The sequence below is a fragment of the Bradyrhizobium sp. dw_78 genome, from assembly GCF_018449525.1.
In the GTDB taxonomy this organism is placed as follows: domain Bacteria; phylum Pseudomonadota; class Alphaproteobacteria; order Rhizobiales; family Xanthobacteraceae; genus Bradyrhizobium.
The window spans coordinates 949,168-963,312 of the sequence record NZ_JAAVUS010000001.1 but is presented as its reverse complement, the minus strand read 5'-3'; the positions used below and the strand labels follow the sequence as shown (position 1 = coordinate 963,312).

The following is a 14,145-nucleotide window of genomic DNA, read 5'->3' as shown; positions in this document are numbered from 1 at the left end:
ACCAAGGCCCTGTCGCGTGGATGATCTGATCCCAACCGCATATCGCAACCGGCCCGACCCGCATGTCGAAACATCGGGCGAATTCGCCGGCTGGCGAACCTGGCGCCGCGACAGCTTTGAATCCCACAATGGGCCGTTCTGGCACCGGATGGGCGACGACGGCCGCGTGTACTGCGCCTTCCGGGTCGAAAAGAAACATCTCAACGGCATGGGCAACGTCCACGGCGGCTGCTTCATGACCTTCGCGGACTACTGCCTGTTCGCTATCGCCTCGCCCCTGCTCGAGGGGCCCGGCGTGACGGTGTCGTTTTCCAGCGAATTTCTCGATGCCGCGCGCGAAGGCGAACTGATCGAATGTGACGGAGAAGTCACCCGCGCCGGCGGCTCGCTGATCTTCCTGCGCGGGGTGTTGAGGTCGGGCCAGCGCCCGCTCCTTACCTTCTCCGCGACCATCAAGCGGGTGAAGCGCCGCAACGCGGGCGCGGCTTCCGCATAAGCCGCGCGCCGCCTCGATCGTCCTGTTTCGCTTTATTGCATGCTGACCAGGGTCAGGTCGACGAACCACGACTGCGGCGAGATGAAACCCTTGACCTTCGGGCTCATCGCACGCGGATTGAGGTCGTGGACGATATAGAGCCAGGGCGGATTGTCGACGAGGCGTTCATGCGCCTTGCGATAGGCCGCGGAGATCGCTTTCGGGTCGGTGGAGACTTCGATCGTTTTCAGGGCGGTATCGAACTCGTCGTCCTTCCACTGCTCGAAATTGAAACCGTTCGGCGAAAAATTGGCGGATGAGAAATAGCGCGCCATAAGGCTGCCGTCGGACGACGGCGAACTGATGTTGAGCGCCATCGCGCCTTGCAGGCTCGGGCTGTCCGGCGTGGCGCGCGCGGCCGTCAGAAGCACCTGCCATTCGACCACGCCGAAATCCACATTGACCCCGCAGGCCTCTTTCAGGTTCTGCTGCAGGAACTCGTTCATCGGCAAGGGCAGCATCTGCCCCGAGCCGGAATTCGAAATCAGCACCTTGAATGACAAGGGCTTCGCCGCGGTATAGCCGGCCTCCGCCAGCAGCGCCTTGCCCTTGGCGGCATCGAACTTGTAGTGGTTCACCGGCGATCCGAAATCGGGATCGCTCGCCTTGAGCCAGCCAACGGAAGGCTCCGCCGTTCCATTGAGCAAGGCGACCAGCCCTTCGCGATCGATGCAATAGTTCAGGGCCTGCCGGACCCTGACATCCTTGAACGGGCTGTTGGCCGCGCCGATGTTGTAGAACCATGGCCAGACATGCGGATAGGAGCCGGTCGTGATGGTGTAGCCGGCCGCTTTCAGCGAATCGATGCCGTCAGCCGGCGGCACTTCGATCCAGTCGACCTGGCCGGAGCGCAGCGCCGCCAGCCGCGAATTCGCTTCCGGGATCGGCATCAGCACGACGTTGTCGACCTTCGCCATCTTGGCCTTGTCCCAATACTGGTCCCAGCGCGCGAGATCGGCCTCCTGCCGCGGCACGATCTTGGTGATGCGGAACGGCCCGGTGCCGGCCGCCGGCAGGGTCGCGACCTTGGCCCAATCGTGCCCCGCCTTTTCGAACGAGGCCGGCGAGGTGAACAGAACATAGACCATCATGTAGGGGAAATAGGAGGCCGGCCGCGTCGTCGTGATGGCGACGGTGTAGTCGTCGATCTTCTTGTAGCTCTCCATCAACGGGACGCGGGCGCGCGTCATCGCCGAACTCGGCGGCTCGAATTGCGGACTCGCATTATTGAAATAGCGGTCGAGATTCCAGATCACGGCATCGGCGTTGAAATCCGTGCCGTCATGGAATTTCACCCCATGACGCAGATGGAAGATCCAGGTCTTGGTGTCGGCCGGATCCTGCTCCATTTTCTCCGCAAGTCCGGGACGCAACCCCGCCAATTGGTCGGTTCGGGTCAAATCCCACAACACCAGCCCTTCAAAAATCGGGTAGCCGAGGAAGCGCATTCCTTCAAAGCCGTTGTTGGGCAGCCCGGTTGCCGTCGGGATATCGGCGGCCGTCATCGCGATGCGCAGCGTCGTTTCGGCCACCGCAGCTCTGCCGCTCAACAAAGCGGCTGCGAGCGCGAGGGTGCCGCAAACCTTACGAAAAAGCATGATAACTCCTGTCCAATCCGCATTCGGCGAATGGCAGTTCAGGAGCAAGTTTCAGGCCAGCCGGAGCCGTCGAGGCCCGGCATTCGCGGGCCATTGTCGCGCGGGCAACATGACGTTTGCATGTCGGGACGCCTGCGCGCCGCGGGTACTTGCACGCGGATATTTGCGCGTCGGGGCGGGAGGCGTCCGGAAACGCTATGCCGCTTTTTCCAGATGCGCGACCAGGCCTGCAAACAGGCCGCGGCCGTCGGTGCAGCCCATGATGTCTTCGACGTGGTTTTCCGGATGCGGCATCATACCCAGCACATTGCCGCGCTCGCTGACGATGCCGGCGATCGCATGCGCGGCGCCGTTGATGTTGGAGCCTTCGTCGACGACGCCCTCGGGCGAGCAATAGCGATAGAGCACCCTGCCCTCGCCCTCGATCCGCTTCAGCGTTTCTTCATCGGCCTCGTAATTGCCCTCGCCATGCGCGACCGGGACGCGGATCACCTGGCCGGCATTGTAGCCGCGCGTGAACGGCGTGTCCGAACGCTCGACCCGCAGATGCACGTCGTGGCAGATGAATTTCAGCCCCGCATTGCGCATGAGCACGCCGGGCAACAGACCGGACTCGCACAGGATCTGAAAACCGTTGCAAACGCCGAGCACGAGGCCGCCACCGGCGGCAAACGCGCGCACCGCATCCATGACCGGCGAACGCGCGGCGATCGCGCCGCAACGCAGATAATCGCCGTAGGAGAAGCCGCCGGGCACCACCACGAGATCGGTCCCCTTGGGCAGCGACGTCTCGGCGTGCCAGACCATCGCCGGCTCATGGCCGGAGATCAGTTTCAACGCGCGCGCCATGTCGCGCTCGCGATTGATGCCGGGAAAGACAAGGACGGCGGATTTCATCGGTTAGCCCAAAACCTCGACCCGGTAATTCTCGATCACCGTATTGGCGAGCAGCTTGTCGGCGGCCTGCTTCAGCGCCGCCTCGGCCTTGGCCTTGTCGGAGCCGGAGAGCTCGATGTCGAACACCTTGCCCTGACGCACGCTGGCGACGCCATCGACGCCGAGCGATTTCAGCGCTCCTTCGATGGCCTTGCCTTGCGGATCGAGGATGCCGGTCTTGAGGGTAACAGTGACACGCGCTTTCACGGGGCCCTCAGCTCTTCACCAGCACCGGTCCAGAGCCGGCGGGGCGTTCGTTTTCCATCAGAATGCCCAGCCGCTTGGCGACTTCGGTGTAGGCCTCCAGGAGGCCGCCGAGGTCGCGGCGGAAGCGGTCCTTGTCCAGCTTCTCGTTCGACTTGATATCCCACAGCCGGCACGAATCGGGGGAAATCTCGTCGGCCACGATGATCCGCATCATCTCGTTCTCGAATAGCCGCCCGCATTCCATCTTGAAATCGACAAGGCGGATGCCGATGCCGAGAAACAGCCCGGTCAGGAAGTCGTTGACGCGGATCGCCAGCGCCATGATGTCGTCGATTTCCTGCGGCGTGGCCCAGCCGAACGCGGTGATGTGCTCTTCGGACACCATGGGGTCGTTGAGCTGGTCGTTCTTGTAGTAGAATTCGATGATCGAGCGCGGCAACTGGGTACCTTCCTCGATGCCGAGCCGCTGCGACAACGATCCCGCCGCCACATTCCGCACCACCACCTCCAGCGGCACGATCTCAACCTCGCGAATCAGTTGCTCACGCATGTTGAGACGGCGGATGAAGTGGGTCGGCACCCCGATGTCGTTGAGGTGCTGAAACAGGTACTCCGAAATCCGGTTGTTGAGGACGCCCTTGCCCTCGATCACCTGGTGTTTCTTGGCATTGAACGCGGTCGCGTCGTCCTTGAAGTGCTGGATCAGGGTTCCCGGCTCCGGTCCTTCATAGAGAACCTTGGCCTTGCCTTCATAAATGCGGCGTCGACGGCTCATTGGGATGTACCGTGTTTTGTTGAAATCCATGCGATTGGTGTGCTCCGGATGACAAGGTTTACGACCCACGACGGAGCTGCCGTGAAGGCCCGGGACAGGAAACAGAACAAGAACCGAACCTGCTTGGCAACCTATCCGATTGGCCCATGCAGCACAATCGATCCGGCCCTTCTGGGCCAACTTATACCGCCCCGCCGTCCTGGCTCCCTGACGCTTTACCTGCGGCCTTACGGCGCTTTATCTTAACGGTTCAGACAGGTTATCTAGGCATCAGAGCGAGCTGCCGCAATGAGGCCGCGCTCGCCTCGATTGAGCATCGGAACCCGGCCATGACCACATTCGACAGGCGCGAAGAAGGCTTCGAGCAGAAGTTTGCGCACGACGAGGAACTGAAATTCAAGGCCGAGGCCCGCCGCAACAGCCTGCTCGGACTGTGGGTGGCCGGACAGCTTGGCCTGTCCAGCGACGCGGCCACATCCTACACGAAAGAAGTCGTCGCGGCCGATTTCCAGGAAGCCGGCGACCACGACGTGGTCCACAAGGTCACGGCCGACCTCGCCGCCAAGGGCATTGCCGTTTCGGAACAGCAGATTCGCGCCAAAATGGACGAGCTGATGGCGCTGGCCGTCGCACAGGTGAAGGCGGGCAAGTAGCGCGCCGCCGTCGCGAACTTGCGCCTGCTTTCCCGCGCTTACTTCAGCGTGATCTGCAAATTCATCGATCCGTTGACAGTGTAGCCTTCCGGCTGCTGCAAGCCGAACTGCCGGCCGATATTGTCGTTGATCGATTCGAGATGGCAATCCTTGGCGAGGGTTTCGCGCAGCAGATCACATTCATGGGCCGCCATTTGATAGATCACGCGGCGCGCATTATCGCGTGACTTTTGCGCCTCCTCACTCTCTCCGGTGGGGCCGGCGACAAAGAAATTGATGCTGGTCTGGACCCGGACCAATCCCTCCTGGCGGAATGGCGACGAAGGCTGCTCGATGACGATGCGCTGCCCCGGCGTCTGGGCGGCGGCAGGCACCAGCAAGGACGACAGGACGGCGATGGTCAGGAGCGAAAGCTTGGACGTCATGAGAAAAACTCTCCGGCTGAAACGATGGCCTGCACTCTATCGATCTCAGGTTGCAGTTTTGCAAAGCCTCACCTGGAAAAGCCGTCCCGCCGTTTCATGCCGCATTAACTAGAGCCTCATCGGTTCTGATTGAATCAGAACCGAAGCTCTATTTTTTGTTTTGATGCGTTTTCTTCAACGCGAACCGGAATCGAGCTCGCTCGAAAATGCTATAGCGGCGCGATCATTCCTCCTTGAAGCCGTATTCCGGCACGTTGCCGCTGGCACCGTAATATTTGTACGGCAGGAATTTGCCGGACATGGTGATCTTGACCCGATCGCCTTTCGGATTGGGCAAACGCTCCATTGCCATGTCGAAATCGATCGCCGACATGATGCCGTCGCCGAACTCCTCCTCGATCAGCGCCTTCCAGGCCGGGCCGTTGACCATCACCAGTTCGTAGAAACGGTAGATCAGCGGATCGGTCGGCGGCATCGGCATGCCGCGCATCGGCACTTCGTTGAGCATCGCGATCTCGGATTTGGAAAGGCCGAACAACTCGCCGGCATTGGCGGCCTGCGGTTTTGTCAATTTCATCTGGCCGAGAACGGCGCCGACGATCAGGACTTCGGAACTGCCGCCGATCGTCTCGCAGATATATTTCCAGCTCCAGCCTTTCTCGCGCTTGATATCGAGCAGTTTTTCAGTGAGGTCGGATCGTTGCATGGGCATTCTCCCTGGCGCTTGACGCAAGGCTTTCGCACGCAAGGAGTATGCCAGGACAGCAGGAAACGAAGACCGTCAGCGGCCATCCTCGAGGCTTGATTGCAGCCGCTCGAGCTCTCCGGCGAGATCGCGCTCGACAGCGGCAGCCTCGATGTCGAGCACACGATAGCCGCGCTGTTCCAGCCAGACCTGCCGCATCGCGCGGTCCTTGACGATCATTTCGGTTTCACCGGGGTTGACCAGCTCGATCGCGATCCGCTGCACGAAGGAGACGAAATCCGGGATGTGCCGCCCGACCGGGGTCTGGCGCTTGAATTGTCCGGCGAAGCGGCGATCCTTTGTCAGCGCCTGCCATAAAATCCGTTCGGCATCGGTCGGGTTACGCCGCAGCAGCCGCGCCAGCCCGCGCACGGTGCTGCTTTCCGAGGGGGCGGTGCCCTGCCCGTGCTCGGCCAGCAGCGCGCGCAGCCGTGTCGCCTGTTCGCCATCGAGCACGCCGCCCTTGGCCGGACCTTTGCGTCCCTCGGCGATCGCCATTACCACGCCGTGCAGCGTGTGCATGTCCTGCTTGGTCGGATCCATTCGGGTGAAGATGTTGCGCAGATTGACCAGCATGGTGTCGCGCTTCTCGGCCGGCCGCAGGAATTCGACCTTGTCGAGTTCGCGCACCAGATTGTCGAAGAACGCCTGCATCTGGTACTGCGAGGCGGGTTCGGAGCGTTCCGGCATCGCGAATGGCAGGCCGCCCCCGGTCGAAAGCTTGAACCATTCATAGCCGATCAGCAGCACCGCCTGCGCCAGGTTGAGCGAGGCGAAGCCGGGATTGACCGGGAAGGTGATGATACGGTTGGCGAGCGCGACCTCCTCGTTCTGCAATCCGTAGCGCTCGCGGCCGAACAGGATGCCGGCGCCGCCACCGGCCGCGACATGCCCCGCGATCTCCCGCGCGGCGGCGTCCGGCGCGGCCACCGGCTTGGCCTGGTCGTGGGCGCGGGCGGTGGTGGCGAACAGCAGCGTGAGATCGGCAACGGCCTGCTCGACGGTGTCGAACAGCTCGGCCCGATCCAGAATGTGATCGGCGCCGGAAGCCGCGCGCTGGGCGGCGATATTCGGCCAGCCGTCGCGGGGCTTGACCAGCCGCAGCCGCGTCAGGGCAAAATTACCCATCGCCCGCGCGGCCATGCCGATATTCTCGCCAAGCTGCGGCTCGACCAGGATGACCACGGGACCGATGAGATCGACGCCCGTCTTGGTCTTGTCGGTACCCGACATCTCGCTCCATTTCCTTAATCAATTTTGAAGGCGCGGCAGCCGATTCCGACGAGCCGGATTTCCGCCGCTTGTTTCGCTGCTACCCGATTGCCTGAGCGGTGGGATTTCTCAAGCGGAATAATCGGTTTAGCGGCCTTTTTGGAAGCACGCTCAAAACCCCGGAAAATGGCTCGGGGTCCGGCATATAGCGGCTCCGGCGCCCGCGGCCGGACCAACCCGGTCGCGGTTTTCGCGGAGGCACATCAAATCGGCGGCACTGACCCAAAAGATGGGCGGAAACTGCATAACGGCTTGGCTTCCGCCCGGCCGATTGCGGTGCTATAGCGCGGATTATCTTCACCCTCCCTCCACGCGTTATTCGATAAAGGCCCGATCTCCATGGCAAAAATCAAGGTGACCAACCCCATCGTCGACCTCGATGGCGACGAGATGACCCGGATCATCTGGCAATACATCAAGGACAAGCTGATCACCCCGTTCCTTGACGTCGACCTGATGTATTTCGACCTCGGGATGGAATACCGCGACAAGACCAACGACCAGGTCACCATCGACGCGGCCGAGGCCATCAAGAAGGTCGGCGTCGGCGTCAAATGCGCCACCATCACCCCGGACGAGGCCCGGGTGAAGGAATTCGGGCTGAAGCAGATGTGGAAGTCGCCGAACGGCACCATCCGCAACATCCTCGGCGGCGTCGTGTTCCGCGAGCCGATCATCTGCAAGAACGTGCCGCGGCTGGTGCCGGGCTGGACCAAGCCGATCATCATCGGCCGCCACGCCTTCGGCGACCAGTACCGCGCCACCGACATCAAATTCCCGGGCAAGGGCACGCTGACGATGAAATTCGTCGGCGACGACGGCACGGTGATCGAGCGCGAAGTCTACAAGGCACCGAGCGCCGGCGTGGCGCTGTCGATGTACAACCTCGACGATTCCATCGCCGATTTCGCCCGCGCCTCCTTCAACATGGGCCTGACCAAGGGATATTCGGTCTATCTCTCGACCAAGAACACCATTCTCAAGGTCTATGACGGACGCTTCAAGGACATCTTCCAGGACATCTTCGACAAGGAATTCAAGTCGAAATTCGACGCCAAGAAGATCACCTACGAGCATCGCCTGATCGACGACATGGTCGCCGCCGCGATGAAGTGGTCCGGCGGCTATGTCTGGGCCTGCAAGAACTACGACGGCGACGTGCAGTCCGACACCATCGCGCAGGGCTACGGCTCGCTCGGCCTGATGACCTCGGTGCTGATGACGCCGGACGGCAAGACGGTCGAAGCCGAAGCCGCCCACGGCACGGTGACCCGGCACTTCCGCGAGCACGAGAAGGGCAAGGAGACCTCGACCAACTCGATCGCGTCGATCTTCGCCTGGACCCGCGGCCTGTCGCACCGCGCCAAGCTCGACAACAATGCCGAGTTGGCGAAGTTCGCCGCCACGCTGGAGAAGGTCTGCGTCGACACCGTCGAGGCCGGCTATATGACCAAGGACCTCGCGCTGCTGGTCGGCGCCGACCAGCGCTGGCTCTCCACCACCGGCTTCCTCGACAAGATCGCGGAGAACCTGACCAAGGCGGTGGCTGCGTAAGCGGCCACCCGCCCTCTAACGACGAACGTCATTCCGGGATGGTCAGAAGGACCAGACCCGGAATTTCGTCCGACAACTTCTGGATTCCGGGTTCATCGCTGCGCGATGCCCCGGAATGACTGGAGCGAGGTTGCTGCGCCGCCGAGTTTATCAATCGGTCCCGTCACAGACGATATCCTCTGGCTTCTTGCAATGACGAAACACAGGATGGAAGCGCATGGCCATGCACGGGAAATCTGCACTCGCTTTATCGCTGCTGGCGGCCTTCCTCGGGCCGGCATCCGCCGAAACACCGTTCCCCGCCGCCATCGCAGCGCCGGGTGAAACGCCGGTAATCACCGCGCACGCCATCGGCACGCAGGTCTATGAATGCAAGGCCGGCGCTGATGGCAAGCTCGCCTGGACGTTCCGCGAACCGGCCGCGACGCTGACGGCCGGCGACAAGATCGTCGCCCGTCATTACGCTGGTCCGACCTGGGAATTCAGCGACGGCAGTGCGGTGGTCGGTAAAGCCATCGGCAATGCGCCCGGCACGACCGCCAACGATATCGCCTGGCTCAAGCTCGATGTGGTCTCCCACCGCGGCAGCGGCACTGTCTCCGACGTCGACATGGTGCAGCGGATCAACACGGTCGGCGGCGTGCTCGCGGGCGAATGCGACAAGCCCGGCACCACCCGCGCGATGCCTTATTCGGCCGATTACGTGTTCCTGCGCAAGGGTTAGATCTCTATTTCTGACGCGTTTTCTTCACGCGAACCGGTATCCACTTCGCTCGAAAACGCTATCGGGGCGCCTCACACGCCCGCCATCGCCTTTTCGATCGCCGACAGCGCGGCGTCAGCCTTGGCGCCATCCGGGCCGCCGGCCTGCGCCATGTCGGGCCGTCCGCCACCGCCCTTGCCGCCAAGCGCTTCGGACGCCACCCGCACCAGATCGACCGCGTTGTAGCGCGAGGTGAGATCTGAGGTGACGCCGACCACGACGCCGGCCTTGCCGTCCGCGGTAACGCCGACAATCGCGACCACGCCGGAACCAAGTTGTTTCTTGCCGTCGTCGACCAGGCTCTTGAGGTCCTTGGTCTCGACACCTTCGACCGCGCGCGCCATCAGCTTGACGTTGCCGATCTCGCGCACGGCATTGCCGCCCCCCGCCGCGCCGTTTGCCGAACCGCCGCCCATCGCGAGCTTCTTGCGCACGTCCGACAGGTCGCGCTCCAGCTTCTTGCGTTCTTCCATCAGCGCGGTAATGCGCGACGGCATGTCCTCAAGCGTGGTGCGCAATTCGGACGCCGCGGTCTTGGCCAGCGCGACGGTGTCGTTGGCGTGATGCCGCGCATGACGCCCGGTCAGCGCCTCGATGCGGCGCACGCCGGAGGCGACGGCGCTCTCGCCGGTCACCGAGATCAGGCCGATATCGCCGGTGCGGCGAACATGGGTGCCTCCGCATAATTCCACCGACCAGCCGAGCGCGTTCTGGCCGTGCTCGCGCGCGGTCTTGCCCATCGAGACCACGCGGACCTCGTCGCCGTATTTTTCACCGAACAGCGCCCGGGCGCCGGCGTCGCGGGCCTCGTCCACGCCCATCAGCCGCGTCGTAACCTCGTCATTCTCCAGCACCACCTCGTTGGCGATATCCTCGACGCGGGCGAGTTCTTCCGGCGTGATCGGCTTCGGATGCACGAAGTCAAAGCGCAGCCGGTCCGGCGCCACCAGCGAACCGCGCTGGGCGATGTGATCGCCGAGCACCTGGCGCAGCGCCTCGTGCAAGAGATGCGTCGCCGAGTGATTGGCGCGGATCGAGGTGCGCCTGACATGATCGACTTCGAGCGACAGCGCCGTGCCCGGCTTCAGCGTGCCCTGCTCCACGGTGCCCAGATGCACGAACAGGTCGCCGGCCTTCTTCTGGGTATCGGTGACGCGGAAGCGCACCCCGTCGCCGGTCATCAGGCCGGTGTCGCCAACCTGGCCGCCGGACTCCGCATAAAACGGCGTCTGGTTCAGGACGATGGCGCCGGCCTCGCCGGCCTTGAGGCTGTCGGCCTCCTTGCCATCCTTCACCAATGCGCCGACCACGCCTTCGGCGGTCTCGGTGCCGTAACCCAGAAATTCCGTGGCGCCGAGCTTCTCGCGCAGCGGAAACCAGACATTCTCGGCCGCCGCCTCGCCCGAGCCCGCCCAGGCCGCGCGCGCCTTGGCACGCTGCCGGTCCATGGCATCGGTGAAGGAGGCGATATCGACGCCGATGCCGCGGTTGCGCAGCGCATCCTGGGTGAGGTCGAGCGGAAAACCATAGGTGTCGTACAGCGTAAAGGCCGTATCGCCGTCGAACATGTCGCCCTTTTTGAGCGAGCTGCTTTTCTCATCCAGGATGGTCAGGCCGCGCTCCAGCGTCTTGCGGAAGCGCGTCTCTTCCAGCCGCAGCGTTTCCTCGATCAGCTTTTCGGCGCGCACCAGTTCGGGATAGGCCTGCCCCATCTCGCGCACCAGCGCCCACACCAGACGATGCATCAGGGGCTCGCGCGCACCGAGCAATTGCGCATGGCGCATGGCGCGGCGCATGATCCGGCGCAGCACATAGCCGCGGCCTTCGTTCGACGGCAGCACGCCGTCGGCGATCAGGAACGACGAGGCGCGCAGATGGTCGGCGATGACGCGCAGCGAGGCCTTGTGCGGCCCTTGCGGATCGGCGCCGGTCAGATCCGAAATCGCGCGGATCAGGGCAACGAACAGGTCGATGTCGTAATTGTCGTGCTTGCCCTGCAGCACGGCGGCGACGCGCTCCAGGCCGGCGCCGGTGTCGATCGAGGGCCTCGGCAAGGGATTGCGGACGCCGCCTTCGAGCTGCTCGTATTGCATGAACACGAGATTCCAGATCTCGATGAAGCGGTCGCCGTCCGCCTCCGCCGAGCCCGGCGGTCCGCCCCAGACCTTGTCGCCGTGATCGTAGAAGATCTCCGAACAGGGGCCGCAGGGACCGGTATCGCCCATCTGCCAGAAATTGTCGGAGCCGGCGATGCGGATGATCCGCGACTCGGGGAGGCCCGCGATCTTCTTCCAGAGGTTATAGGCCTCGTCGTCGTCGATATAGACGGTCGCGGTCAGCTTGTCCTTCGGCAGGCCGAATTCCTGGGTGACGAGTTTCCAGGCCAGTTCGATCGCGCGATCCTTGAAGTAATCGCCGAACGAGAAATTGCCGAGCATCTCGAAAAAAGTGTGATGCCGCGCGGTGTAGCCGACATTGTCGAGGTCGTTGTGCTTGCCGCCGGCGCGCACGCATTTCTGCGAGGTGGTGGCGCGCTGATACGGGCGCTTCTCGACCCCGGTGAAGACATTCTTGAACTGCACCATGCCGGCATTGGTGAACATCAAGGTCGGGTCGTTGCGCGGCACCAGCGGCGACGACGGCACGATCTCGTGACCGTTCCCGGCAAAGAAGTTCAGAAATGTCGACCTGATCTCGTTGACGCCGCTCATGTTCATCCAATCGCAAAACGGCCGGGAACCTGCCGCAAACAGCTAAACATTATTTCGCAACGCTTTTAGACAAGGGGACCCGCGGTGTCCAGAAACTGTGCAAGCGGATCATGGGCTTGCCGCATTGTACTAAACCTCGTTGATAGATGCGGCGGCTGCGTTGACAGGATCGGGGTCGCCGTGGTTTCTTCGCACCCGTTGACAGTCGCGTCGGGAGAGACCGGCCTAGCGTCGGCGCCGAAGGAGCAACCGCCCCGGAAACTCTCAGGCAAAAGAACCGCGTGACTTGCTAGCATCTGGAAAGAGACGCCAAAGGGCTTGGTCCCGGAAGCGTCCGCCGACGGGATAATACTCTCAGGCACAGCGACAGATGGGGCTTTCTGTGGGTTTTTACGAGGAATGGTCCTCGCAAAAACCAGGAGAGGCCCCGACGATGCTCGCACGCGACGACCAAGTTTCCTTGAAACATACCCCGCTCCACGCCCTGCATGTGGCCCTGGGCGGCAAGATGGTGCCGTTCGCCGGCTATGACATGCCGGTGCAATATGCAACCGGCGTGCTGAAGGAACATCTGCACACCCGCGGCAATGCCGGCCTGTTCGACGTGTCCCATATGGGCCAGATCGCGCTCCGTCCGAAATCGGGCAAGGTCGAGGACGCCGCGACGGCGCTGGAACGGCTGGTGCCGCAGGACATCTTGGCGCTCGCGCCCGGCCGCCAGCGTTACGCTCAATTCACCAACGAAGCCGGCGGCATTTTAGATGATTTGATGGTGGCCAATTTCGGCGACCATCTGTTTCTGGTCGTCAACGCCGCCTGCAAGGCCGAGGACGAGGCGCATCTGCGCGCCCATCTGTCGGACGTTTGCGTGATCGAGCCGCTGCCCGAGCGGGCGCTGATCGCCTTGCAGGGGCCGAAGGCCGAAACGATACTGGCGAAATTTTGTGCAGACGTGGCGGCGATGCGGTTCATGGATTCCGGGCCGCGCCGCGTCGACGGCATCGACTGCTTCGTCTCGCGCTCCGGCTACACCGGCGAGGACGGTTTCGAGATCTCGGTTCCCGCTGAAAGGGCCGAGGCGTTCGCCCGGAGCCTGCTTTCGACCGCCGACGTGCTGCCGATCGGGTTAGGGGCGCGTGACAGTCTCCGGCTGGAGGCCGGGCTTTGCCTCTATGGCCACGACATCGACACCACGACGACGCCGGTCGAAGGCGCGCTGGAATGGTCGATCCAGAAAAGCCGCCGCACCGGTGGCGCGCGCGCCGGCGGCTTCCCCGGCGCCGGGGTGATTCTTCCGCAGTTCGAGAAGGGCGCTTCGCGCCGCCGTGTCGGTCTGCGTCCCGAAGGCCGCGCGCCGGTGCGCGAGGGCGCGGCGCTGTATGCGGACGCCACCTCATCCGAGCCGATCGGCATGGTCACCTCGGGCGGGTTCGGCCCGAGCCTGAATGCGCCGGTGGCGATGGGCTACCTGCCCTCGTCCCTCGCCGCCACCGGTTCGTCCGTGTTTGCCGAAGTCCGCGGCCAGCGCCTGCCGATGCGGGTTTCGCCGATGCCGTTCGTTCCCAACACCTACAAACGTTAAACGCCAGAGGTTCCATCATGACCACGCTGTTCACCCCCGATCACGAATGGCTCCGCATCGAGGGCGATATCGCCACCGTCGGCGTCACCGATTACGCCCAGTCGCAGCTCGGCGACGTGGTGTTCGTCGAACTGCCGAAGATCGGCCGCAGCCTCAAGAAGGCCGAGGCCGCGGCCGTCGTCGAATCCGTCAAAGCCGCCTCCGACGTCTATGCGCCGATCTCGGGCGAGGTGATCGAGGTCAATGATGCGCTCACCGCCGAGCCCGCTCTGGTCAATTCCGATGCCGGCGGCAAGGCCTGGTTCTTCAAACTGAAGATCGCCGACAAGAGCGAACTCGACGGCCTGATGGACGAGGCCGCCTACGCCAAGCACATCGCGTGAGGGAAT

The 14,145-nt window shown here is 63.1% G+C and carries 14 protein-coding genes and 1 riboswitch; of the genes, 6 read left to right on the top strand and 8 right to left on the bottom strand.

What is annotated here, in order from left to right; translation table 11 throughout:
- Positions 1–16 precede the first annotated feature (16 nt).
- Entirely contained in the window at positions 17–496 is a 480-nt protein-coding gene (locus tag HB630_RS04380; protein ID WP_213770277.1) for a PaaI family thioesterase, read from the top strand.
- Between the two features lie 32 nt (positions 497–528).
- Here the strand turns inward: HB630_RS04380 and HB630_RS04375 are convergent, their stop codons facing one another.
- The 4 genes from HB630_RS04375 to purC all read right to left on the bottom strand — a co-directional run bounded on the left by HB630_RS04375 (position 529) and on the right by purC (position 4,051).
- Positions 529–2,133 carry an ABC transporter substrate-binding protein gene (locus HB630_RS04375; protein WP_213770275.1) on the bottom strand — a complete coding sequence of 535 codons (1,605 nt, stop codon included), beginning with the start codon at positions 2,131–2,133 and terminating at the stop codon, positions 529–531.
- A gap of 195 nt (positions 2,134–2,328) precedes the next feature.
- Positions 2,329–3,030, bottom strand: a complete 702-nt coding sequence (gene purQ, locus HB630_RS04370) for a phosphoribosylformylglycinamidine synthase subunit PurQ (protein WP_213770273.1) — start codon at positions 3,028–3,030, stop codon at positions 2,329–2,331.
- Between the two features lie 3 nt (positions 3,031–3,033).
- On the bottom strand, positions 3,034–3,276 hold the full coding sequence (gene purS / locus HB630_RS04365) for a phosphoribosylformylglycinamidine synthase subunit PurS (protein WP_213770271.1): 243 nt from the start codon (positions 3,274–3,276) through the stop codon (positions 3,034–3,036).
- 7 nt (positions 3,277–3,283) lie between these two features.
- A complete protein-coding gene (gene purC / locus HB630_RS04360) occupies positions 3,284–4,051 on the bottom strand; it encodes a phosphoribosylaminoimidazolesuccinocarboxamide synthase (RefSeq protein WP_008974302.1) in 768 nt (255 codons plus the stop codon).
- A 329-nt stretch (positions 4,052–4,380) separates the two neighbouring features.
- Between purC and HB630_RS04355 the strand changes: the two genes are divergently transcribed.
- Positions 4,381–4,704 (top strand): DUF1476 domain-containing protein, encoded by a 324-nt coding sequence (locus tag HB630_RS04355; protein WP_213770269.1) that lies wholly within the window; start codon positions 4,381–4,383, stop codon positions 4,702–4,704.
- Between the two features lie 38 nt (positions 4,705–4,742).
- On the opposite strand, the gene HB630_RS28210 is transcribed toward HB630_RS04355, so the two are convergent.
- From HB630_RS28210 to HB630_RS04340, 3 genes are all read right to left on the bottom strand, one after another.
- Positions 4,743–5,129 (bottom strand): hypothetical protein, encoded by a 387-nt coding sequence (locus HB630_RS28210; RefSeq protein ID WP_218625994.1) that lies wholly within the window; start codon positions 5,127–5,129, stop codon positions 4,743–4,745.
- Between the two features lie 223 nt (positions 5,130–5,352).
- Entirely contained in the window at positions 5,353–5,835 is a 483-nt protein-coding gene (gene cynS, locus HB630_RS04345; RefSeq protein ID WP_213770267.1) for a cyanase, read from the bottom strand.
- A gap of 75 nt (positions 5,836–5,910) precedes the next feature.
- Positions 5,911–7,107, bottom strand: coding sequence for a TrmJ/YjtD family RNA methyltransferase (locus HB630_RS04340; protein WP_213770266.1), 1,197 nt, complete (start codon positions 7,105–7,107; stop codon positions 5,911–5,913).
- A 378-nt stretch (positions 7,108–7,485) separates the two neighbouring features.
- Between HB630_RS04340 and HB630_RS04335 the strand changes: the two genes are divergently transcribed.
- Together HB630_RS04335 and HB630_RS04330 are read left to right on the top strand one after the other, a co-directional pair.
- Complete coding sequence (locus HB630_RS04335) at positions 7,486–8,700, top strand: NADP-dependent isocitrate dehydrogenase (protein ID WP_213770265.1); 1,215 nt, start codon at positions 7,486–7,488, stop codon at positions 8,698–8,700.
- Between the two features lie 223 nt (positions 8,701–8,923).
- Positions 8,924–9,424 carry a DUF3455 domain-containing protein gene (locus HB630_RS04330; protein ID WP_213770750.1) on the top strand — a complete coding sequence of 167 codons (501 nt, stop codon included), beginning with the start codon at positions 8,924–8,926 and terminating at the stop codon, positions 9,422–9,424.
- A 71-nt stretch (positions 9,425–9,495) separates the two neighbouring features.
- Here HB630_RS04330 and alaS read toward each other — a convergent pair whose 3' ends face one another.
- Positions 9,496–12,174: an alanine--tRNA ligase gene (gene alaS, locus HB630_RS04325; protein WP_213770264.1), complete on the bottom strand. Its 2,679-nt coding sequence runs from the start codon at positions 12,172–12,174 to the stop codon at positions 9,496–9,498.
- 201 nt (positions 12,175–12,375) lie between these two features.
- Positions 12,376–12,463, top strand: a riboswitch (glycine riboswitch).
- 144 nt (positions 12,464–12,607) lie between these two features.
- On the opposite strand from alaS, the gene gcvT reads away from it, so the two are divergent.
- Together gcvT and gcvH are read left to right on the top strand one after the other, a co-directional pair.
- Positions 12,608–13,756, top strand: coding sequence for a glycine cleavage system aminomethyltransferase GcvT (gcvT, locus tag HB630_RS04320; protein WP_213770263.1), 1,149 nt, complete (start codon positions 12,608–12,610; stop codon positions 13,754–13,756).
- Between the two features lie 17 nt (positions 13,757–13,773).
- Positions 13,774–14,139 carry a glycine cleavage system protein GcvH gene (gcvH, locus tag HB630_RS04315; RefSeq protein ID WP_213770262.1) on the top strand — a complete coding sequence of 122 codons (366 nt, stop codon included), beginning with the start codon at positions 13,774–13,776 and terminating at the stop codon, positions 14,137–14,139.
- Positions 14,140–14,145: the final 6 nt, after the last annotated feature.

Coding starts and splice junctions, on each gene's coding strand:
- HB630_RS04355 (WP_213770269.1), top strand. CDS start 4,381: ATGACCACATTCGACAGGCGCGAAGAAGGCTTCGAGCAGAAGTTTGCG.
- purC (WP_008974302.1), bottom strand. CDS start 4,051: ATGAGCCGTCGACGCCGCATTTATGAAGGCAAGGCCAAGGTTCTCTAT.
- purQ (WP_213770273.1), bottom strand. CDS start 3,030: ATGAAATCCGCCGTCCTTGTCTTTCCCGGCATCAATCGCGAGCGCGAC.
- HB630_RS04375 (WP_213770275.1), bottom strand. CDS start 2,133: ATGCTTTTTCGTAAGGTTTGCGGCACCCTCGCGCTCGCAGCCGCTTTG.
- HB630_RS28210 (WP_218625994.1), bottom strand. CDS start 5,129: ATGACGTCCAAGCTTTCGCTCCTGACCATCGCCGTCCTGTCGTCCTTG.
- gcvT (WP_213770263.1), top strand. CDS start 12,608: ATGCTCGCACGCGACGACCAAGTTTCCTTGAAACATACCCCGCTCCAC.
- alaS (WP_213770264.1), bottom strand. CDS start 12,174: ATGAGCGGCGTCAACGAGATCAGGTCGACATTTCTGAACTTCTTTGCC.
- HB630_RS04340 (WP_213770266.1), bottom strand. CDS start 7,107: ATGTCGGGTACCGACAAGACCAAGACGGGCGTCGATCTCATCGGTCCC.
- HB630_RS04335 (WP_213770265.1), top strand. CDS start 7,486: ATGGCAAAAATCAAGGTGACCAACCCCATCGTCGACCTCGATGGCGAC.
- cynS (WP_213770267.1), bottom strand. CDS start 5,835: ATGCAACGATCCGACCTCACTGAAAAACTGCTCGATATCAAGCGCGAG.
- gcvH (WP_213770262.1), top strand. CDS start 13,774: ATGACCACGCTGTTCACCCCCGATCACGAATGGCTCCGCATCGAGGGC.
- HB630_RS04330 (WP_213770750.1), top strand. CDS start 8,924: ATGCACGGGAAATCTGCACTCGCTTTATCGCTGCTGGCGGCCTTCCTC.